The sequence below is a fragment of the uncultured Zhongshania sp. genome (assembly GCF_963975605.1).
Classification (GTDB): Bacteria; Pseudomonadota; Gammaproteobacteria; order Pseudomonadales; family Spongiibacteraceae; genus Spongiibacter; species Spongiibacter aquimaris.
In genome coordinates this window covers 1-21,888 of the sequence record NZ_CAXBHN010000014.1, presented here as the reverse complement: position 1 = coordinate 21,888, position 21,888 = coordinate 1, and the positions used below count along the sequence as shown (strand labels likewise).

General features: G+C 50.1%; 18 protein-coding genes. 5 read left to right on the top strand and 13 right to left on the bottom strand.

Going from position 1 to position 21,888, the window contains the following annotated elements; genetic code table 11:
* Nucleotides 1-99: 99 nt before the first annotated feature.
* From AAC007_RS12285 to ahpC, 3 genes are all read right to left on the bottom strand, one after another.
* Nucleotides 100-1,275: a Fic family protein gene (locus AAC007_RS12285; protein ID WP_296433746.1), complete on the bottom strand. Its 1,176-nt coding sequence runs from the start codon at nt 1,273-1,275 to the stop codon at nt 100-102.
* Nucleotides 1,276-1,547: 272 nt separating this feature from the next.
* Complete coding sequence (gene ahpF / locus AAC007_RS12280; protein ID WP_339677221.1) at nt 1,548-3,149, bottom strand: alkyl hydroperoxide reductase subunit F; 1,602 nt, start codon at nt 3,147-3,149, stop codon at nt 1,548-1,550.
* A 229-nt stretch (nt 3,150-3,378) separates the two neighbouring features.
* On the bottom strand, nt 3,379-3,948 hold the full coding sequence (ahpC, locus tag AAC007_RS12275; protein WP_159240620.1) for an alkyl hydroperoxide reductase subunit C: 570 nt from the start codon (nt 3,946-3,948) through the stop codon (nt 3,379-3,381).
* Nucleotides 3,949-4,086: 138 nt separating this feature from the next.
* Between ahpC and oxyR the strand changes: the two genes are divergently transcribed.
* Nucleotides 4,087-4,980 carry a DNA-binding transcriptional regulator OxyR gene (gene oxyR / locus AAC007_RS12270; protein WP_339677218.1) on the top strand — a complete coding sequence of 298 codons (894 nt, stop codon included), beginning with the start codon at nt 4,087-4,089 and terminating at the stop codon, nt 4,978-4,980.
* A 44-nt stretch (nt 4,981-5,024) separates the two neighbouring features.
* Here the strand turns inward: oxyR and AAC007_RS12265 are convergent, their stop codons facing one another.
* The 10 genes from AAC007_RS12265 to AAC007_RS12220 form a co-directional block, all read right to left on the bottom strand.
* On the bottom strand, nt 5,025-5,537 hold the full coding sequence (locus AAC007_RS12265) for a DUF1993 domain-containing protein (protein WP_295875352.1): 513 nt from the start codon (nt 5,535-5,537) through the stop codon (nt 5,025-5,027).
* Nucleotides 5,538-5,748: 211 nt separating this feature from the next.
* Nucleotides 5,749-7,122, bottom strand: coding sequence for an alanine/glycine:cation symporter family protein (locus AAC007_RS12260; protein ID WP_339677216.1), 1,374 nt, complete (start codon nt 7,120-7,122; stop codon nt 5,749-5,751).
* Nucleotides 7,123-7,327: 205 nt separating this feature from the next.
* Nucleotides 7,328-8,122 carry an alpha/beta hydrolase gene (locus AAC007_RS12255; RefSeq protein WP_339677214.1) on the bottom strand — a complete coding sequence of 265 codons (795 nt, stop codon included), beginning with the start codon at nt 8,120-8,122 and terminating at the stop codon, nt 7,328-7,330.
* 335 nt (nt 8,123-8,457) lie between these two features.
* A complete protein-coding gene (locus tag AAC007_RS12250) occupies nt 8,458-10,233 on the bottom strand; it encodes a sugar phosphorylase (RefSeq protein WP_339677212.1) in 1,776 nt (591 codons plus the stop codon).
* Nucleotides 10,234-11,454 (bottom strand): glycosyl transferase, encoded by a 1,221-nt coding sequence (locus AAC007_RS12245; protein WP_339677210.1) that lies wholly within the window; start codon nt 11,452-11,454, stop codon nt 10,234-10,236. It lies immediately after the preceding gene.
* A 65-nt stretch (nt 11,455-11,519) separates the two neighbouring features.
* Complete coding sequence (locus AAC007_RS12240; RefSeq protein ID WP_339677208.1) at nt 11,520-12,341, bottom strand: HAD-IIB family hydrolase; 822 nt, start codon at nt 12,339-12,341, stop codon at nt 11,520-11,522.
* The gene (locus AAC007_RS12235) at nt 12,338-13,240 is read right to left on the bottom strand and encodes a phosphoribulokinase (protein ID WP_339677207.1); all 903 of its coding nucleotides are present in this window, start codon (nt 13,238-13,240) and stop codon (nt 12,338-12,340) included. The genes AAC007_RS12240 and AAC007_RS12235 overlap by 4 nt, the downstream gene beginning before the upstream one ends.
* A 179-nt stretch (nt 13,241-13,419) precedes the next feature.
* On the bottom strand, nt 13,420-13,905 hold the full coding sequence (locus AAC007_RS12230) for a peptidylprolyl isomerase (RefSeq protein ID WP_295875331.1): 486 nt from the start codon (nt 13,903-13,905) through the stop codon (nt 13,420-13,422).
* Nucleotides 13,906-14,067: 162 nt separating this feature from the next.
* A complete protein-coding gene (locus tag AAC007_RS12225; RefSeq protein WP_295875328.1) occupies nt 14,068-15,021 on the bottom strand; it encodes a LysR family transcriptional regulator in 954 nt (317 codons plus the stop codon).
* 237 nt (nt 15,022-15,258) lie between these two features.
* Nucleotides 15,259-17,442, bottom strand: coding sequence for a malate synthase G (locus tag AAC007_RS12220; protein ID WP_339677206.1), 2,184 nt, complete (start codon nt 17,440-17,442; stop codon nt 15,259-15,261).
* 329 nt (nt 17,443-17,771) lie between these two features.
* On the opposite strand from AAC007_RS12220, the gene AAC007_RS12215 reads away from it, so the two are divergent.
* From AAC007_RS12215 to AAC007_RS12200, 4 genes are all read left to right on the top strand, one after another.
* On the top strand, nt 17,772-19,370 hold the full coding sequence (locus tag AAC007_RS12215) for an isocitrate lyase (protein ID WP_295875321.1): 1,599 nt from the start codon (nt 17,772-17,774) through the stop codon (nt 19,368-19,370).
* A 203-nt stretch (nt 19,371-19,573) separates the two neighbouring features.
* A complete protein-coding gene (locus tag AAC007_RS12210; RefSeq protein WP_339677205.1) occupies nt 19,574-20,137 on the top strand; it encodes a hypothetical protein in 564 nt (187 codons plus the stop codon).
* Nucleotides 20,138-20,243: 106 nt separating this feature from the next.
* Entirely contained in the window at nt 20,244-20,723 is a 480-nt protein-coding gene (gene rraA, locus AAC007_RS12205; RefSeq protein WP_295875316.1) for a ribonuclease E activity regulator RraA, read from the top strand.
* Between the two features lie 61 nt (nt 20,724-20,784).
* Nucleotides 20,785-21,819: an LLM class F420-dependent oxidoreductase gene (locus tag AAC007_RS12200; RefSeq protein ID WP_339677203.1), complete on the top strand. Its 1,035-nt coding sequence runs from the start codon at nt 20,785-20,787 to the stop codon at nt 21,817-21,819.
* Nucleotides 21,820-21,888: the final 69 nt, after the last annotated feature.

Below are 21,888 nucleotides of genomic sequence, written 5' to 3'. Positions count from 1 at the left end.
AAACATAACATGAGATCCCTATATTCAAGTCAACTTCCTTAGCGTCGGCATGATTCCGGATACCCACTAAATATTTATCGCAACCGTTGCATTAGCCGATCAACTCTTGCTTTTGAAGATGCTCGTATAATCTACAAAGTGAAAAAGTCGATTGCGCCGCCCCCCAGTCAACTCGTTTAGTACACCATACTTTTCAAAATCACTCACTAAAGCGGCTGCTGTATTAACCTTAATGCTCAACAACTCGGCTACTTCTTTAATGGAAACCACAGGATCTTGATAGAGGTGGCGCATCAACAACTGCGCATTCTCTTGCCTGCGCGTACTAAACCGTGGCAAAACCTCTTGTTGCACGCGAAGCTTTAACGCCAGGATGTCTTTAAACACTTGAATAGAGTTTTCTGCGGTTTCAACAACACCATGCAAAAAGAATATTAGCCATTGCTTTAAGTGGCTGGATTCGCGAACAGCCATCAGAGAATCGACATACTGCGTTTTATTGCGCTCGAAATAATCAGACAAATACAGGGCAGGTTTATTTAGCAACCCAGAGCTTGCCAGGTAGAGAGTAATCATCAACCGACCCAAACGGCCATTACCGTCTAAAAAGGGATGTATGGTCTCAAATTGATAGTGCGCTACTGCAATTTTTATCAAATGAGGGGTTTTAAGCTCTTCGTTGTTGAAAAACTTCTCAAGGTCACTCATCAGTTCGACCACCTCACTTTGATGTGGCGGCACAAAAATCGCGTTTTTTAAACTAACGCCAATCCAGTTTTGACTGTTTCGAAATTCTCCGGGCTGCTTACCCTCTCCCCTTACCCCAGTCATTAGTATTTTGTGGGTAAATTTTAATAAGCGGTTCGATAGCGGCAGGGTTTCCAGCTCTTTTATAGCTTGATTAATAGCCGAAATATAATTCTGGACCTCTTCCCAGTCATCCCGGTTTTCCGGGTCAATATCGAGCCTATCTAGCAGGGCGTCCTCTATTGTGGTGCGAGTGCCTTCAATTCGACTGGACTGGGTAGCTTCCTTGGTAATGTGCATACGGATAAAGTAGTCCACATCAGGAATGAGTTGCGAAAAGGCATTTAGCTCCCCCAACATCCGGTCAGCCTCACTCAAAAGCTGCTGAATATCGCCATCGGAAAAGACCCATGCGTGGTTAATCGGCTCAGGAGCAAAACTTTTGTACTGATATTGCTGCTTATACCTTCCAGCTTTGTAATCGTGAATATCCATCGCTATGTCATATTCCACGCCAGTTTTCGACATTAGATTATTTCAATGTCGAATGTATGCCCAGACCACTCTTATGTCAAATTATACAGGTGTTTTCGATATAGCTGCCCTGTTATGTCCGAAACTCGCTTAGCTTGATATGCGACTTGGTTAGCAGGTAGTCGTATTAATGGCAGAGAGCTAATGCCAATGAGCTACCTCCTCTCAGTGAAAAGGCAAGAGGAAATGGACTTTCCATTGATCAATATCCAGACAAAAAAAGCCCCTCAAACGAGGGGCAAAGAGGTGTATCAAATTTCGACGATTTAAGCAGCCTGCTCCTCCTCAGCGCTTACTGACGCCTCCGGCTCATCAACCACTTGCCGGATAAGATAATCAAAGGCACCCAGCGCTGCGGTGGCTCCGCTACCTACCGCGACAACAATTTGTTTGAACGGTGCGGTGGTTACATCGCCCGCCGCAAACACGCCGGGGATTGATGTTTCGCCGCGCGCGTTAATTTCAATTTCGCCGCGCGGTGTTAATGCCACAGTGCCTTTCAAAAACTCGGTGTTGGGCACCAAGCCGATCTGCACAAAGATGCCTGCCAGGGTGACGCTTTTCACGTCGCCGGTGTTGCGATCTGTGTACTGCAAGCCAGTAACACGTTGGCCATCGCCGAGCACTTCGGTGGTTTGAGCGCTGGTAATAATATCGATATTTTTCATCGACCGCGCTTTACGTTGCAGCACGTCGTCTGCACGTAACTTACTGTCGAATTCCAGTACCGTGACGTGTGCGGTTATGCCGGCAAGGTCGATTGCGGCTTCTATACCGGAGTTACCACCGCCGATGACCGCAACGGATTTGCCTTTGAATAAGGGGCCGTCGCAATGTGGGCAGTAAGCCACGCCTTTACCGCGGTATTCCTGCTCGCCGGGTACGTTCATTTCTCTCCAGCGTGCGCCGGTGGCTAGCAGTACCGAACGGCTCCGCAATACCGCGCCGCCTTCAACGCTTATTTCTACGCTGCCGTCGTCTGCCACGGTCAGCCCAGAAGCTTTGTGGCCGCGCATAATATCAACGTCATAAGCACCCACGTGGGCTTCTAAATTGGCGACTAATTTAGGGCCTTCGGTTTCTGTTACCGAAATAAAGTTTTCGATGCTGACGGTATCTAATAATTGACCGCCAAACTTGTCGGCGAGCACGCCAGTGCGAATGCCTTTGCGGGCTGCGTAGATGGCTGCCGCTGCACCGGCTGGCCCACCGCCGACAATCAGCATGTCGAACACGTCTTTGTCATCCAGCTTTTTAAGGCTGCGTGCGCCGGCATTTTTGTCGATTTTCTTTAAAATATCGGCCAAGCCAATTCGGCCTTGGGAGAACTGCTGACCGTTCATGAATACCGTGGGCACCGCCATCACTTTGCGGTCGTCAACTTCTTGCTGGAAGAGTGAGCCGTCAATCATTTCATTGCTGATTTGCGGGTTGATCGCCGCCATCATATTCAGCGCCTGAACCACTTCCGGGCAGGTCTGGCAGCTCAAGGAAATATAGGTTTCAAAACGGTATTCGCCGTCAAGATTGCGCACTTGTTCTATCAAGTCTTTATCGACTTTCATTGGGTGGCCGCCGCTATGTAATACGGCCAATACCAATGAGGTAAATTCGTGGCCAAGCGGTACACCGGCAAATCGCATTTCTGTGCCCTTAGCTACTGAGCGCACACCCATCGCCGGACGGCGCGCTGCTGCATCTTCGCCCTGAACAACGGATACCAGCGCAGACAGCGCTGATATCTCGTTCATTAGGCTTTCTAGCTCGCGGGATTTGTCCTGGCCATCGAGATACGCGACCAGCTCTACCGGCGTTTTAAGATTTTGGAGGTAGGCCTCCAACTGGGTTTTCAATTTCGCGTCTAGCATGGTGACTACCTCGTCCCGTAAACTTTAGAGACCTTTGTACGATTGTTCTTTTACTCTCTGAACATCGTTAAAATCGTACTCAATCAGTCATTTATATCTATAAACTCCTTCATTGCGTGCGTTTTTTCCTCGTCAGAAAGAAAAATTCCGGCTCGTACAAATGCCTCTATAAAATTAATTTTAAAAATTCGGCTTAAAAAAGGCCCCGTCGCCGAGGCCAACAGGGGTGTTAAATTTTACCGACCAGGTCTAGTGATGGAGACAGTGTCGCCTCACCTGGCTGCCATGCTGCCGGGCAGACTTCGCCATCGTGTTCTGCAACGTATTGAGCTGCTTGTACTTTACGCACTAGCTCTTTGGCTGAACGGCCGATACCCAGGTCATGCAGTTCTGCCACTTTGATTTCACCTTCCGGGTTAATCACGAAAGTGCCGCGCAATGCCAAACCGTCTTCTTCGATCATGACGCCAAAGTTGCGTGAAATGCGGCCCGTTGGATCGCCGATCATTGGGTACTGAATTTTGCCAATGGTGTCGGAGGTGTCGTGCCACGCTTTATGAGTGAAGTGGGTATCGGTTGATACTGAGTACACTTCCACGCCCATTTCTTGCAGCTGTGCGTAGTGGTCTGCCATGTCGCCCAACTCGGTGGGGCATACAAAGGTGAAGTCTGCGGGGTAAAAAACAACTACTGACCACTTGCCCAGCAGGTCGGCATCGCTGACGTCAATAAAGTCGCCATTGTGGTAAGCCGTCGCTTTGAAGGGCTGTACTTTGGTGTTGATAATGGTTGGAAACATAGCGTTACTCCTGAGGTATTGTTAAAGCTAAATTCGGTTTGCCTTAAGTTCAGGAGCAATACTACGGAAGGGTGAAACCCATATCTAATCGATCGTTATTATGATATTGATAGGTTTTACCAATACCTATTGAGCGCCATGATTAAGATTCGCGACCTGCAATACCTCGACGCCGTTGCCAAGCACGGCCACTTTGGCCGTGCAGCAGAGGCCTGCTTTGTCAGCCAGCCCACACTGAGCGGACAGATTATGAAGCTGGAAGATCAGCTTGGACTGAGCCTTTTTGAGCGCCATCGCAAGAAGGTCATGCTGACCCCGGCGGGGGAAGCGCTGCTGGTACGCGCGCGGCAGGTATTGCGTACCGCCGAGGATTTTGAAGAAACGGCCAAATCCTTGTCGGACCCACTAAGTGGCGACTTGCATGTGGGCTTAATTCCCACGGTAGCGCCCTACTTGCTGCCGCATATTATGTCGGCGCTGAGCGCTGCCCTGCCCAATATCAACTTCTTTCTGCACGAGAATCAAACCGACGTGCTGCTAAAACAATTAGATGAAGGCAAGCTGGACGTGCTGATTCTAAGCTGGCTCGACACTATGGAGAACGTGGAACGCTACTCCTTATTTAAAGAACCATTGGTATTAGCGACTCCCGTCAATCATCCCTTGGCGCAAAATAAGGCCCTTACTCTAAAAGACTTAAACGGACAGTGGGTACTCACATTAGAAGATGGGCACTGCTTGCGCGACGAAGCCTTGGGCTATTGCTTTAGCGCCGGCGCCAAAGAGGATTCGCGATTTCAGGCAACGAGCTTAGAGACCTTGCGCTATATGATCGCCAGCGGCATGGGCATCACCCTGATACCGGAATTGGCAATCAAAGAAGGGGAACACGGTCTGCGCTACACACACTTTAAGGCGCCCGCCCCGAGCAGGGAGATTTGCTTGCTGGTCAGACCCAACTACTCAAGAATGGAATGCGTGCGGGCGATGGTGTCGTCGATCAGAACGTCGATGGTGAACGTTATAAAATGATCGGGCCACCGAACACAAGCTGTTAGACGACCCGTGGCTTGAGCTTACTCAATAAAGGAAATGCTACCCAAATAATCCAACTTGCCCAGATCGACACCGTTGTTACGCAAAATTGCATAGGCCGTTGTCACGTGGAAGTACAAGTTCGGAATAACAAAACTGGTCGCAAAGGTACTGCCTAACATTTTCTTGCCATCTAACCACGGCAGACTAATTTCTTTGGACGCGGTCTCCGCAAAATCTGCCGGGGTATAGGTGGCCAAGTATTCCTGCACCGCGGCAATACGAGCATAGAGCTCATCGACGGTTGTCTCGGTATCTTCATGCTTTGGTGCACTGTCTGCCTTACCGGCTAAACGCGCTGCACCTAGCTTGGCGGTGTCGCAGCAAATTTGGACTTGGCGAATCAAAGGAAACTGGTCCGGCGCCAAGCGCGAGCTCAACAATACCTCTGGGGCGACCTTTTTGGTTTCTGCAAACTCCTCGGCTTTCTCCAGCATTACCTTCAAATTACCCAGCATCTTGCTCGCTTGTACAACTGTAATGTCATAGAACATGGTAGATCACCTCGCGGAATGGATTGAGCTTTTATGGTTTTTGTTGCTGAGTAAGAGTTTGGGGTATAAATGAGTGATTCAATAGCCTAAAGATTAAAATTTTTATCGTCAGGATAAGCAATACCCACGAAGCTTATCGACGCAATATTCTTCAATTTATAAGTGATCACAACACAAGGGTTGACCCATAAATTTCGTGCCGTCACGGTCGTTACTGTTGCTTAGAACTCGCAAAATAGGCTCTAGCGGCGGCATTAACTTTTGGCGCTAATAATAGCGCCGAGGTCATCGTGGGTATAGCCATCAAGGCATACATTGAGTCTACCAGATTAACCACTAAATTCAGTGAGGCAACAGAGCCTGCAATAATAAGCAGTAGGTAGAACCAAATGTAATGGTGCTGGTAACGCGCCCCGATTAAAAATCCCAAACATTTACTACCGTAATACCAGAACGTAAATACTGTGCTCAGACTGAGAAAGCTGACTAACACCGCCAGAATAGTGGCCCCGCCAACCGGAAACAGCTCGCCAAACGCCGTCGCCGTTAAACTGGCGCCGTCATGATCGCCACTCTGCCAGACACCGCTGATTAAAATCACCAGAGCCGTGCATGTGCAGACCAGCAATGTGTCAATGACGGGGCCGAGCATAGCGACTAAGCCTTCGCGCACAGGCTCCTTGGTGCGAGCCGCGCCATGGGCCATAGCCTCGGTGCCTATACCCGCTTCATTGGAGAAAGCCGCACGCTGAATGCCGGTGACAATCACCGAACCAACCGCGCCACCGGCCACCGCACTACCGCTAAACGCATCCATCACAATCTGCGCCAGCGCATGAGGAATCTCGGCGTAATGACTGAGCAACACGACCGCCGTCAACACTAAATAACCCGCTACCATGGTGGGTACCATCCAGCTAGTTACACTGCCCAAGCGCTGTAACCGACCCGAAGCCACAATGAACATGAGCGCGGCCAATATCACTCCCAGCGTAAGATCAAAATTGAAGTGGCTAACGTTACTGGTCAGCCCAGCGGGAATAGCAATCGTGTCGCGCAACACCTGCACTAACTGATTAACCTGAAAGACCGGTATGGTGCCTAACAAACCAGCAAGACCAAAAAAGTAAGCCAGCGGTCGCCAGCGTTTGCCCAGTCCTTCGCGAATCACATACATTGGGCCACCCTGCCACTCGCCTTCGCTATCCCTACCTCGATACATTACGGCCAAAGTGCACGTGTAAAACTTCGTCGCAATGCCGAGCAAGGCACTAAGCCACATCCAAAATACTGCGCCGGGGCCGCCAATGGTAATTGCCAAGGCCACACCCGACACATTGCCCATACCCAGCGTGCCCGACAGCGCCGTGCTCAGCGCCTGAAAGTGCGACAGCTGCCCCGGATCATTCGGGTCTGCGCGCCGAAACAATAGACGGACGCTCTGCGCCAAATGCCGGTACGGCAAAAACCGTGAATACAAAAGAAAAAAAGTCCCGCCCCCGACCAGCAGAAATACCAGTGGCATCCCCCACAATAAACCCGCCAGAGCGCCGAGCGCCGCTTCAATATTATCGATAAAATCCATGTGAGAATTGTAGCATGACCGAGTGCAGGCTTATTTACGGGCAGCTTATGCGCAAGCGAGTGGCAGCCCTCAAAATAGCTGCTGGCCCGCAACATGACATCGCAGTTTGAAGGGTCGGTGATACAGCTCGTTTACTGAGTCCGATGGATCGCCTGTATGCGACACTCAAGCAGGTCGCGACTACTTAACCGTATCTGGTAAACATTCACCAACCCACAACGGCCGCCTGAATCCATCCATGAATATCGTCAGCTATCTCTTTCCAATGTGGCTCCAGCATCAGATTGTGGGCGGTGTCAGAATAAATCTTCGCCACACTGTTGTAGAACTCCGCAGTAGCTTGTACATCAGCGGGCGGAAAGATGGTGTCCAGCTCACCACCTATCACCTTGAGCGGCACTTTCACCGCAGCTCGCTTAGGCAAGTCAAGCAACAACATATCGATAAACGCAAGATAAGACTCATTCGTCAGCCGGTGCGCAAAGCGCTCTACATCCGCCTCCGAAACCGCGGAGGAATAGAACAGCGCTCTCGCCTTGGCCGGCGTGTTGACCAATAAATGCAGATTCCAACTCAGGTTTGCGATCATAAAACGCAGCGGATGATGCTTGAGCATACTCATCACCACGCCTTTAATTCCACCCGGCGGCACCGAACCGAGCAGTACGCCCGCCGTTGCCGGGTGCTGCGCTAAATAGTGCTGGGTTACCAATCCCCCCATGGAATGGCCGATGACGATGGGCGGTGTATCTAACGACGCGGCTATACTCGCCACATCCTCCACATAGTCGGCAATGCGATAGAGATTCATTTTTGCCACGCCGGGACTACCACCATGCCCCCTCAGACTCGGCGCAATACACTCATAACCCAGCCTGGCGAAGTAATCGAGAAAATACTCATCCCAACACCAGGCGCCATGCCAGGCACCGTGCACAAACAACAAAGGGGCCTGGCAGACTTGGCTGCGCTCGCCCTTACGAATGACTTCCAGTTTCATGAGTTATCACCTTAGATATTTCTGTGCATAATCGCGCATAAACGCTACCAAGCTTTTACCACACCACTCCCAACGCAGGCGCGCTGCTTTTTGCTTGTTAGACTTTGTTTGCCACGCGGTTCGGGTACAGCGTTAATGACGCTACGTTGACCCTGGAATTAATAGCGCCTAGTTCGCATGAAAATTTTTATCGCGATATCACACGCAGTACTTAGCACTGTATCACCGTCATATCAATTATGTTCAGCTCACGCACCAGCGATGATCATTATATTTTTTTAAGAATAATTGAAAATATTATATTTAGTACCGCAGTTAGAACGTGCATACCAATATCAACTTGACGCCCCCACCACCTCACCGCGACGCAACCAACGATAGTCATAAGGTGCGAGCAGTATGCTGTACTGACTGCGAATATCAGCGCCATCAATCAAGATATCCTGCCAGGATACTGACTCATCAAGATTTAGATCTGACAACAAAATTTCCTGCGGCTCAGCGCTTATATTGTAAACCGCAACAATAGCGGCACCCGTGCTGTGACTCTCGCGACGAATACCAAACACCTTGTCACCCAGGTGCAACGGGTATTGCGCAGCGTTGGGATGGAATGCAGCCTGCGTTGAGCGCAGGGTGATCAGCGCCTTAAGGATATTAAAAATTCTAGCGTGATGGCTGTCGGTGCCGAGCTGTGATTCCAGGTCATCCGCCTCCCATTGGTGACGATTGATTGAGCGATTATGGCTGGTGTGCAATACGCGGTTCTCGTCGTTCTCCGTTGCCAATAGACTGTGTATATAAAACGCGGGCACACCTTGCACCGCGAGCATCAACGCATGAGCGCAGATAAAGCGCTGCTCTTGGAAGCCATCTTCGCCGTCATTTTCATTACTGGAATATAGGTGCCGGCGCATAGCGTCAAACAAACTGATGTTTATTTCATAGGGGCGATTTTCGCCATTGGCCAGCGCGCGCCATGACACGCGACCGCCGCTCTTTTGCATTAGGGCGACTAATTGATTTATTTCGGCGTCTTCTAATAAACCCTCCGCCGGACGCAAACCAATGCCATCGTGAGAGGCAATGAAATTAAAATAGGTCGTGCCATCCTGCGCCGCGGGCATGCCCATCATCCACGTTTTCAAAGCCTTACAGCTACCGCTGACCATGGTGTTAATTAGCAGGGGCGGCAGAGAGAAGTTGTAAACCAAATGCGCTTCATTGGCGTTGCCGAAGTAGGCTAAATTTTCCCGCAGCGGAATATTTGTCTCGGTAATGATAATGGCCTCGGGGACCGCGTGCTCAATAAGGCTTCGAACAAGGCGCACGGCCTCGTGGGTTTGTTCCAAATTTAAACTGCTAGTGCCGGGAATCTTCCACAAAAAGGCAACGGCATCGAGGCGAAAAATTTTCACTCCCATATCGAGGTAGTAGCGAATAATTTTTACAAACTCTAATAACACCGTGGGGTTTTGAAAATTAAGATCAACTTGGTCATGGCTAAAGGTACACCAGACGTGGCGCTTGCCATCCAAGGTTTGCACCTCATTTAGTAGCGGACTGGTGCGTGGCCTGACAACCTCACTTAAATCCGTTTTGGGATCGACTTCGACAAAATAGTCCATGCCCGGATCGCGACGCTGTTTAAAATTTTCAAACCACAGGCTGCGACTAGAACAGTGATTAATGACTAAGTCAGCCATTAGGTCAAAGTCTCGCGCAATAGCATTTATGTCCTTCCAGTCACCCAGCGACGGATTTACTTCAACATAGTTAATAACGGAAAAGCCGTCGTCTGAGCTATAGGGGTAGAAGGGTAAAATATGCACGCCGCTAATTAAGCCGCGCAATTCTCGGCGCAAAAAATCATGCAGGGTATGCAGCGGCCATTCGCCCTCGCGCAGAATAGAATCGCCATAGGTAATGACCAGCGTGTCACTTTCGTCCCACAGGTTTTTATGCGCCTCCGGCATAAAACAACGATGATCAAGCGCCATCAACGCAATTATGTCTTCCAGCAAAGCTGCCTTTTCAAGGTGTGGATATAAGACCTCTAAATGGGCGCTGAGCCGTTCACGCAAATGCTGCTGTGGCGTTAAATCTGTCATTCAGGCGAATTCCTCATTGTCGGCGACCACCGCTGCCATCATGTCCTCTAGCAAGGTCGGCTCTGCGCTGCACACCCGATTCCAACTTGGGATAAACGGCGTTTCCATGGGGTTTTCTAAAAACATATTGCCGGCTTTTACAATATTTTGAGCAAACAGTTCTACCGCCTGCTCTTCTCCGTGGAGGTCAAGGTCCAAGCCGTTCATGACCGCATCGTTGCGATAACTATCGACAAAATCTAAAGCCACGCGGTAGTAAGTTGCCTTGATCGAGCGGAAGGTTTCACTATTGAACACCACGCCATTGGTAGCCAGTTTGCGGAACACCGCTTTGGCGATATCGATAGACATTTTTGACAATCCGCCGCTGTCATCCTGCTCCGACAGATCTTGATGTTTATGGTCGTACACGTCCGCGATATTGACCTGACACAAGCGGTTGGTGGAATAATTGCGATACATTTCTGACAACACGCCGATCTCTAATCCCCAATCGCTGGGAATGCGCAAATCGTTTAAGACGTCTTTGCGCATAGAGAATTCACCCGACAAGGGGTAGCGATAGCTGTCGAGATAATCTAAATAATCCAGAGAGCCAAATATTTTTTTCAAAGAACGGATTAAGGGCGTAACTAATAAACGACTCACTCTGCCGTTTATTTTCCCGTCGGCCACCCGCGCATAATAGCCTTTGCAAAACTCATAATTAAAACCGGGATTGGCCACGGGATAAAATAGTTGCGCTAGCAGGCGACGATCATAGGTGAGAATATCGCAGTCGTGCAGCGCGATTGCCTCCGCCCGCCCAGACGCCTGAATATAACCGATACAAAACCACACATTGCGACCTTTACCTGGCTCTGCGGGCGACAAACCACGGGATTTGAGGCGCTGATCTATCGCCTGCAAACGCGGGCCGTCATTCCATAGCACGCGATGACGCTGGGGCAGTCTGCTGAAAAATTTTAATGCATGGCGATACTGTTCTTCGTTTGCCTGATCGAGGCCAATAATGATTTCATCGATATAATCTACTTTTGCAATTTCATCGATAATCGCCGTCAAGGCTGTGCCTTCGAGCTCAGAAAACAGCGATGGTAGAATTAAGGCCATTGGCCGCCGTTTAGAAAATGTTAGTAGCTCTGCCTCTAACTCCGCCACAGGTCGGTCGACCAAATTGTGTAAGGTAGTGATAATGCCGTTTTGGTAAAAATCGCCCATAAAAATCTCATTTTATTTTTTAATTTGGTTTTAACACCTTTGCCAAAATGTACCTGCAAAGGGGATCACGTCAATAAGTTTAATAGTGCCTCGTTCCAGCCAGCAGGACCGTATTGCTCAGTGCAAATAATCTTGCCCTGCGGATTTTTTACGTCAGGCGCAGGATGATGCTCTGACCTTATAACAACGCCGATATCAGCCGCCGCCAACATCGCCACATCGTTGCCACTGTCACCCAAGGCAATCACCCGTGGTCTGGCGCCTGTGGGATATAAGCAAGAAACCAGCCACGACATCGCCACGCCCTTGTTTGTTGGCCCCATAATATGGTGAAAGCGGCCGCCTTTTAGCGCTTGCAGACCTGCGCTTTTTAAATCCTCACAAAACTGCAGCCATCGCTCGTCGCTGTCCTCCCAGCATATCGGTTCAGAATAATCGCGCCGCAGTGCTAACTCGGCGTCAGTGTGGTCCAAGCCGGTAATCTCCTGCAGGGCAGCGACATCAAAATCGCTGAATCCAGAAAATTTATAGCCCTTATCCTCGCGCCAGCGGTGAAGCAAAACCAGGACGTCACTTCGGTGCGGCGCAAAACGCTTATGCCTCGCTCCGTCGATTAATTCCATCTCAACATCGGCCAGTAAGTCACAGCTCTTGGGCACCACCACCGCCGCGCCGTTCTCAACAATATAGGGATAGGGGTTAGCCAGCCGCTGGGAAAGCGGATGCAATTCCGCGCTGGTTTTGCTGGTGTTTAATATCCAGGCTATCGATTGCGCAGCGATCTGGGCCAATGCAGGCGCGGCAGCGGCAAACGAATAGCTATCATGATCTAACAAGGTGCCATCGAGATCGGTGAAGATCACATCCTTCGTCGATAACTCGGTCATCTATTCTCCCTATACGTCACATTCAGTATTTCGCGCTGCTCACCTAGCGCCATCACGCAATTAGCCTTCGCGGCAAGTGTCTTCAGGCAGTGCGTCGTTAATCGTTCATAGTGCTGTATAAATCTTAGAATTTCTTGCTGACTCATTACACCTTTGGCGGCCGCAGCATCCGTCTGGCGCTGGGCTAATTTTCGCTCTTGCTCACTCCGCCAACCAGCGACACACGCAAAGCTCGGGGCGCGCAACATAAGCAAATAATCAATTTCACCGAACAATACTTGATACTCGCCAGCCAAGCAGCTATTCACATAGCTTCGCCAGCCACCATCGCCATCTTCTAAACGCTCTAGATCATTCACTGGCGAGGTTAATTCAGCAGGTGATTGCGGACTCGCACCCACACACCAGCCTTCGAACACTATGAGATCAATCGGCCCGTTTACTTTTGGCCACGCCGCTTCGGGTGCGCGGTCGTCCCGGGCTTTATCAAAGCGCGGCAAGCGCATGGTTTCATCGTCACTAAGCGACCGCAGCTTAGCAATGGTATTCAAGGCCAAAGGAACATCGTGGGTCCCCGGAACGCCGCGGGTTCGCAACAAGGGGTGTGTTGTGCTGGCGAGTTCTTTACGCTGCGCCGCCCTTAGGTAAAAGTCATCCAGCGATAATAGGGCTATATTTAGACCTTCTCGCTCTTGCAAATACCAATGTATAAACTCGGCCAAGGTCGATTTTCCGCTACCCTGCGAACCATAAATACCGAGTACGGGAACACGCCCCTCAGCTCCCATTAAAGGCCGAAGCGTTTCTATGAATGGAATAAAATTCTTTTGGGCCTGCTCCCGATAACTATCGGGCAATTTCTCTCTTTCAAGAAATTCGCTCAGGGTATCCTTAGGCAAAATCTCTCTCCGGCCAAGCGTGATTGTATTACCTTAGACTATTTTGACAGCTAAGTACTACAAGCAAATTAAGCAGGTTTCTTGCCACTATTGAACGGACTAGTGAAGTTAGTTGCGTTGCAAAAAGTGACAAGCAAAAAAAAAGAGGCCGCATGGCCTCTTTTACAGTCATTCAGCAATCAGTGCTGGTGACCGCCCGCGCCATGAACATGGCCATGGCTGAGCTCTTCTTCGCTTGCAGCGCGAACAGACTCAATACTCACGTCAAAATTCAAGACTTGACCCGCTAGTGGATGGTTGGCATCAACAGTGACATTTTCATCGTCAACTTCTTTAACAACCACTGTTTGCATTTGGCCGCCCTGGCCCTGCGCTTGAAACTGCATGCCGACTTCGATTTGATCAACACCTTGGAACGCCGCGCGAGGAACAGGTTGAATCAATTCTGGATTGAGTTCACCGTAGCCCTCAGCTGGCTGTACCGTTACTTTCATTGCGTCGCCGGTGGTTTTACCCGCCAATTCACGCTCAAGACCTGGGATGATGCCGCCGTGGCCGTGAAGATAAGTTAGTGGATCCTGACCTTTTGAAGAATCAATTTCAGTGCCATTGTCATCAGTCAGGGTGTAGTGAAACGCCACTACGCTATCATTAGCAATAATCATGGGAGCCTCCCGTTAAAATAAGCCGACAAGCATGACAGTTTTGCCCGACGAGGTCACGCGAGAGCCTCAATTTATTGGGTATTGCACGACATTAACGACCTAATCGCCAATATCGACGCGCCAGACCGAAGATAATTCACCGCGCGCCGAGCGCCAAAATCTTCAAACGCCGCTGGGATCGGTAATAGCTTGACCAACTTCAACAATGCGACGACGCAGCCAAATATGACCAGGATCGTGCTGCAGCAGCGGGCTCCACGCCAGCTTAAGCTCAATTGGAATAATCATAAATGGCGGCTTGCGAATCGCCAATCTTGGATCTTCGTCGTATAAACGCGCCACCTGGGTAGGTAGCGTGGCAATTAAATCTGGATGTTTGGCGAGCAAGGCCGCTACTTGATAGTGACGCGTAAACACGCGTATTTGACGCTCGTGACCACATTCGGCCAAGGCTTCATCTACCCATCCTAAGCGCTGACTGTCGCGCTGGCTCATCCCGCGCCCCACGCCCATGCCGGTTTTGCTGACCCAAATATGCGGAGCGGCCAGAAACGCATCCATATCAAAATTGTCGAGGGCCTTGTTCTCACTGCTCATCAAGCACGAAAAGCTGTCTCGCCACACTGTAGCTTGGTGAAAGGACTGGGGTAGACGATCAAAACGGTTGATCGCCATATCAATTTTGCCCTGCTCTAAATCTTGAAAGGTCACATCACTTGGCGTAAGGACGTCCAGCGTGATATTGGGCGCTTCGTCACGCAGCTTGAACAACAGCGGCGCCAACAGGGTGGACTCGGCATAGTCACTGGCCATAATCCGAAACACACGGGTGCTCTTGGTCACCTCAAAATCGGATACCGGCAACACCGCCTGCTCAACCGATGACAAGATATTCCGTACCTGCGGCTGTAATTCGACTGCCCGCTCGGTGGGAGTCATGCCCTCACTAGTTCTAACCAATAGTGGGTCATTGAATAAATCGCGCAAGCGCCGCAAACCGTTACTCAAAGCCGGTTGAGTGATACCCAGCTGCTCCGCAGCGCGGGTAACATTTTTCTCCCGCAACAATACGTCGAGATAGACAAGCAGGTTTAGGTCAATACGCGACAGATTCATAACAAGAATAACTCCGCTGGGCTTAATAGTTTTACGTGATTATGGGCATTTTAAAGCTTTACTGCCAGAGGCTGCAAAGCAAGCTGGCCGCTGGGCGCCTGATGTCGGACGTAAAGATCGTTACACCCGCATCAAACTTCAGACACCCGACATCTGACTTTGCAAAAAAAAGGCCCGGAAAATCCGGGCCAAGCCTCACTGACAGGAACTGTTACAAAACGCGAATTTTATTAAAACTTAACCCGCTTGCTTTGCTTTGTATTCAATACGGCGACGATGTAAAACCGGTTCTGTATAACCGCTTGGCTGTTCGCAGCCTTTTAGAACTAGCTCCAAAGCCGCCTGAAAAGCGACGCTGTCGTCAAAATTATCAGCCATTGGCGTGTAGTCAGCATCGCTCGCATTTTGGCGGTCAACCACCGCCGCCATGCGCTTCAATGTTTCTAGCACCTGCGCCTCTGAACAGATACCGTGACGCAACCAGTTGGCGATGTGCTGGCTAGAGATGCGCAGTGTCGCGCGGTCTTCCATCAAACCCACATCGTTAATGTCTGGCACTTTTGAACAGCCCACGCCGTTATCAATCCAGCGCACAACGTAGCCCAACATACCTTGGGCGTTGTTATCTAACTCTTGCTGGATTTCTTCCGCGCTCCAATTTGGATTCTGCACCACAGGGAAGGTTAAAATATCATCTAGTGCAGCGCGCTGACGGCTGGCCAATTGCTCCTGCACCGACAATACGTTTACTTGGTGGTAATGCATTACGTGCAAAGTCGCTGCTGTTGGCGACGGTACCCACGCGCAGTTTGCGCCAGCTTGCGGGTGGCCAATTTTGGCATCCATCATCGCTGCCATTTCGTCTGGCATTGCCCACATGCCTTTACCAATTTGCGCATGACCACTTAAGCCGCACGCCAAACCAATATCGACATTCCAATCTTCATAGGCCTTGATCCACGCCTGCTGTTTCATATCCGCTTTGCGAACAAAGGGACCCGCTTCCATGCTGGTGTGGATCTCATCACCGGTGCGATCAAGGAAGCCCGTATTAATAAAAATAACGCGCTCAGGCACTGCCGCAATACAGGCTTTCAAGTTAACTGTGGTGCGACGCTCTTCATCCATGATGCCAATTTTTAAGGTGTTGCGCGCAAGGCCAAAGGCATCTTCAACCCGCGAGAACAATTCCGCAGCGAAGGCGACTTCCTCAGGCCCGTGCATTTTCGGCTTAACGATATACACACTACCAGCGCGAGAATTGCGCAAAGCACCTGTTTGTTTAAGATCATGCATGGCGGCCAACACAGTGACCATGGCATCCATAATGCCTTCTGGCACTTCAAAACCATCAGCATCGATAATGGCGCCATTGGTCATCAAGTGACCTACGTTACGCACCAGCAACAAACTGCGACCGTGCAAAACGGTTTCGCCACCGCCAGCGGCAGTGAATACGCGGTCAGCGGCGAGGGTGCGAACAAGTTCTTTGCCGCCTTTCATGAATGACTCTTGAAGGTCGCCCTTCATCAGACCCAGCCAGTTGCGGTAGACCTCTACTTTGTCGTCAGCATCCACTGCTGCGACGGAATCTTCACAGTCTTGAATAGTGGTTAAGGCCGATTCCAACACGACGTCTTTTACGCGCGCAGCATCGTCCTTACCAATTGGGTGCTGGTCATCAATCTGAATATCGATGTGCAGGCCATTATTGACCAGCAATACATTGCTCGGTGCTGCCGCGTCGCCTAAATAACCAACAAACTGCGAAGGATCTGCCAAACCAGTCACACCACCATCGGCCAGGGTAACGGCCAAGGCACCATCAACAACGCTATATAAAGTCGCGTCGGTATGACTGCCATCGCTCAAGCTAGTGTGCTGATCAAGAAACTGGCGAGCATAGGCGATAACTTTGGCACCGCGAACAGGGTTGTAGCCTTTGCCTTTATCAGCGCCATCGTCTTCTGAAATTACATTGGTGCCGTAAAGCGCATCGTACAAACTACCCCAACGCGCATTTGCTGCGTTGAGCGCGTAACGCGCGTTCATTACGGGAACAACCAACTGCGGACCAGCTAAGGCAGCAATTTCTTCGTCTACATTTTCAGTGGCGACGCTAAAGTCCGCTGGCTCAGGTAGTAAGTAGTTAATTTCTTGCAAAAACGCCTTGTAGGCCGTAGCGTCAAAGCTGCCCGCATTGGCGCGGTGCCACTCGTCAATCTGAGCCTGAATTTGTTCGCGTTTTTGCAGCAATTCACGATTTTTCGGCGCCAAATCCTTCAATATATCAGCAAATGCAGACCAAAATGTGTCGGAGCTAATGCCTGTACCAGGAGCGACTTCATCATTCACCAAGCGATAAAGTACATCGGCAATTTGAAGTCCGCTGTGCTGTACTCTGGAAATGGCCGAAGACATAAACACTCCTATAGAAAAGGTAATTTGGCGTTAATTAAGGAGACTATCCTAGCAGCTGAGGATAATTCTGCAAATTTATCCATATTATCACTGATATTTTTATTGTGAATGGCAATAGCGAATCATGGGACTATAATAAGGCTGTGCGCGACCATCGCGATTTGCAAATATTTTGCTCCATAGCTATATAGCCCTTCAAACGCTCTGGCGCAAACATCATTTTTAAAATGAATATCGAGCATAATAACTATAAATTAGAAAAATTTAAACTCCGAGCGTAAACTTGCCAACGTTAAATAACCCAACCCGCAACAAAATAGGGACCACATATGTCAACTCTAGACGCAGACATCCAGGCAGTCGCCTCTCTTAAAGAACAAGCTGGCAGCAGCTGGGACGCCATCAATCCCGAATCTGCAGCACGTATGCGTGCCCAGAACAAATTCAAAACCGGTTTAGACATCGCCAAGTATACTGCCGACATCATGCGTGCAGACATGGCCGCGTTTGACAAAGACAAGACCAAGTACACCCAATCACTGGGTTGCTGGCACGGCTTTATCGGTCAACAGAAGATGATTTCTATTAAGAAGCACTTCAACGGCCAAACTGACCGCCGCTACCTATACCTGTCTGGCTGGATGGTTGCCGCTCTGCGCTCTGAGTTCGGCCCTCTACCTGACCAGTCAATGCATGAAAAAACTTCTGTTGCCGATTTGGTTCGCGAACTTTACACCTTCCTTCGCCAAGCAGATGCGCGCGAGTTGGGCGGCCTGTTCCGCGCACTGGATGCAGCTCGTGAAGCTGGCGACACGGCTGAAGAAGCTAAAATCCAAGATCAAATCGACAACCACGTTACTCACGTAGTACCGATTGTTGCTGATATCGACGCCGGCTTTGGTAACGCTGAAGCGACTTACCTGATGGCCAAGCAAATGATCGAAGCCGGCGCTTGCTGCTTGCAGATCGAAAACCAAGTTGCTGACGAAAAGCAGTGCGGTCACCAAGACGGCAAAGTAACCGTGCCTCACGCCGACTTCCACACTAAGCTGCGCGCGCTGCGTTACGCTTTCTTGGAACTGGGTGTCGACAACGGCGTTATCGTTGCACGTACCGACTCTGAAGGCGCTGGCCTGACCAAAGAAATCGCTGTTGTTAAAGAGCGCGGCGATCAAGGCGACGTATATAACTCTTTCCTTGATGTTGAAGAAATTGACGTAGCTGACATGGCCGAAGGCGATGTGTGCTTCAACCGTAACGGCAAGTTGGTTCGTCCTAAGCGTCTACCTTCTGGCTTGTACCAGTTCCGTCAAGGCACTGGCCATGAGCGCTGTGTATTTGACTGTATCGAAGCGATCAATGCCGGTGCTGACCTGTTGTGGATTGAAACTGCAGTTCCAACCGTTCACGAAATCAAAGGTATGATGGACGACGTTCGTAAAGTTCACCCAGATGCGAAGTTGGTTTACAACAACTCTCCTTCATTCAACTGGACCCTGAACTTCCGTCAACAAGCTTACGATGCCATGGTTGAAGCTGGTGAAGACGTATCTGCCTACGATCGTGCAAACCTAATGTCTGCTGAATACGACGAAACTGCACTGGCTGCTGCAGCTGACGCTCGCATCAAGACTTTCCAAGCGGATACTGCGCGTGAAGCTAACGTATTCCACCACTTGATCACTCTGCCAACCTACCACACTGCTGCGCTGTCCACTGACAACCTAGCTAAAGAGTACTTTGGTGAGCAAGCGATGTTGGGCTATGTTGCTGGCGTACAGCGCAAAGAAATCCGTCAAGGTATTGCCTGTGTTAAACACCAAAACATGTCAGGTTCTGACATGGGTGACGACCACAAAGAATACTATGCCGGTGAGCTAGCGTTGAAAGCGGGCGGCGCAAAAAACACCTCGAACCAGTTCAACTAAGTTCGACGTGTTAGTACCTTGCTGATTGCTCTGCATCGACAAGGTACAGCCTTCGCAAGAAAAAAGGCGGCTCCTAATTAAAGGCGCCGCCTTTTTTATGAATAAAATTCCACTTAGCACCATCACAAAAGAATCAGATAGCGTTTTACGTTAGTATGCCAATGTCTGCTTAAATCTGATCAAACAACCAAGTGATTCTCTATATGGCCAATACCCCCACCTTCCTAAAAGACGCCAAAGATTTGTTAAGCGAACAGGGCTTTGCCGCTAGCAACGTCTGGTATCACGGCACCTCATCGGCGCTTGTCGACTCAATCAAGCAGCAGGGCCTAAAACGCTCTGGCGATAAAGTATTGAAAGAAGCCGCAAAAAAAACCATGGCCACTATCGGCAATGACTACAGTGAATCGGTGGAGCCGGTTTTCTTAAGCCAAAGTAAAGAGCTGGCTTTTTACTGGGCCGAGCAAACAGTGCGAAACCGCAGCGTGCGTATTGAAGGTAAAGAAGAGCCTGTGGTTGTTGCAGCAACACTGCCTGAAGACACAAACGCCAAAGTAAAACCCGACGTCGGCGCCGCGAGCTTATTGCTGTTGAAAGAAGGCGAAGAATTTATGGCGTATCTAGCCGAAATTTATCAGGAAAATGGTTTTGATGTACCGAATATCGACCTGATGCGCGCAGACCGTTTAGCGTACTTGAATGTGTTAGGCATGGCGTATCTCAATGAGGATATCAGCCCCTTAAATCTGACCCTTATTAGCAGCTAAACAAAGCCACTTGGCAAATGCTTGACGGGAGACGGGAGACGCAAAAGAAGGCATAGTAGTTTTATTCGTCATCACGCGCCCAGCACCAAACACTGTAGGAGTTACTATGACCACAATATCCACCCCAGATCTATGTGACGAGCACGGCGACAAAGTTCGCGTTATTGAGGGCCAATTCCGCCATTACGGCGGCAGTAAAAATTTCAGCGGCCAAATCGCCACCATTAAGTGCTTTGAAGACAACTCTAAAGTTGCCGAGCGCGTAAAAGAAGCAGGCAACGGCCGCGTACTGGTGGTCGACGGCGGCGCGTCACCGCGGCGCTCACTATTGGGCGACAACCTAGCGAAAGCAGCGGTAGATAATGGCTGGGCTGGCATCGTTATTTACGGCTATCTTCGCGACGTAGAGGAGATTGCCCCGATGCCTATCGGTATTATGGCGCTAGGTAGCGTACCCAGAAAAACTGAAAAGCTTGGCGATGGCCGCTGCGATGTGCAACTCGAATTTGGCGGCACCACCATTAATGCTGGCGAATATCTTTACGCGGACCTAAGCGGCATTATCGTTTCATCAGACGCCCTATAAACGGTGAAATACGCTAGGCTGTAACCCACTAAGTAATAACAACGAAATGCGGGAGACGCACATGAAACTCGGACTACTACTCGGCTACTCTGGCGCAAAATTATCGCTGCCAATGGACACCGTAAAAAAAGCTGAAGCACTCGGCTTCGACTCAGTATGGACAGCAGAGGCATACGGCTCAGACGCGGTCACTCCAGCGGCATGGATATTGGCGCAAACCAGCAAAATCAAAGTCGGTACTGCCATCATGCAAATGCCAGCGCGCACTCCCGCCATGTGCGCAATGACGGCCATGAGCTTAGACCAACTTTCCGGCGGACGCTTTATTGTTGGGCTTGGTGCATCTGGCCCCCAGGTAGTAGAAGGCTGGCATGGTGTACCCTACGGTAAACCTGTTACTCGGACCCGCGAATATATTCAAATCATGAAAAAGATTTTCGAGCGCGAAGGCCCGGTAGAATTTGACGGTGGCATGTACCAAATGCCGTATAAAGGCACCGGCGCGACTGGACTAGGCAAGCCCTTAAAATCAATTTTGCATGGCGACCCAAGCATCCCGATTTACACAGCATCGATTACGCCCGCTGGCGTTAGCGCCTCAGCGGAAGTTGCCGATGGTGTATTCCCTGTGTGGATGAGCCCGGAAAAATACTCTGTGCTGGAACCAAGTATCACGAAAGGCCTAGAAAAAAGCGGCCGCAACAAAGCCGACTTCGACGTCGCGCCTTTTGTCGGCGTGATTATGGACGATGATATCGACGGCTGCCGTTACTTTATTAAAGACTTCCTTGCCCTTTATATTGGCGGCATGGGCGCGAAGGGTAAAAACTTCTACACCGACTATGCAACGCGTATGGGTTACGGTGATGCTGCAGAGCAAGTACAAGATTTGTACTTGGCTGGCAAAAAAGACGAGGCTCGCAACGCCATACCAGACGCACTCGTAGACGAAATCGCCTTAGTCGGACCGGAAGCGCGTATTCGCGAACGCGCGGCTGACTGGAAAGCCGCATCAAAGCGCGGCGAAGTAAATTCTATGCTGCTCAATTGCGCGCAGCCGGAAGCGATGGAAGTGATGGCGGATTGTTTCCTTTAATGGGAGACGCTTGACGGAAGTCGGAAGTCGGAAGTCGGAAGTCGGAAGTCGGAAGTCGGAAGTCGGAAG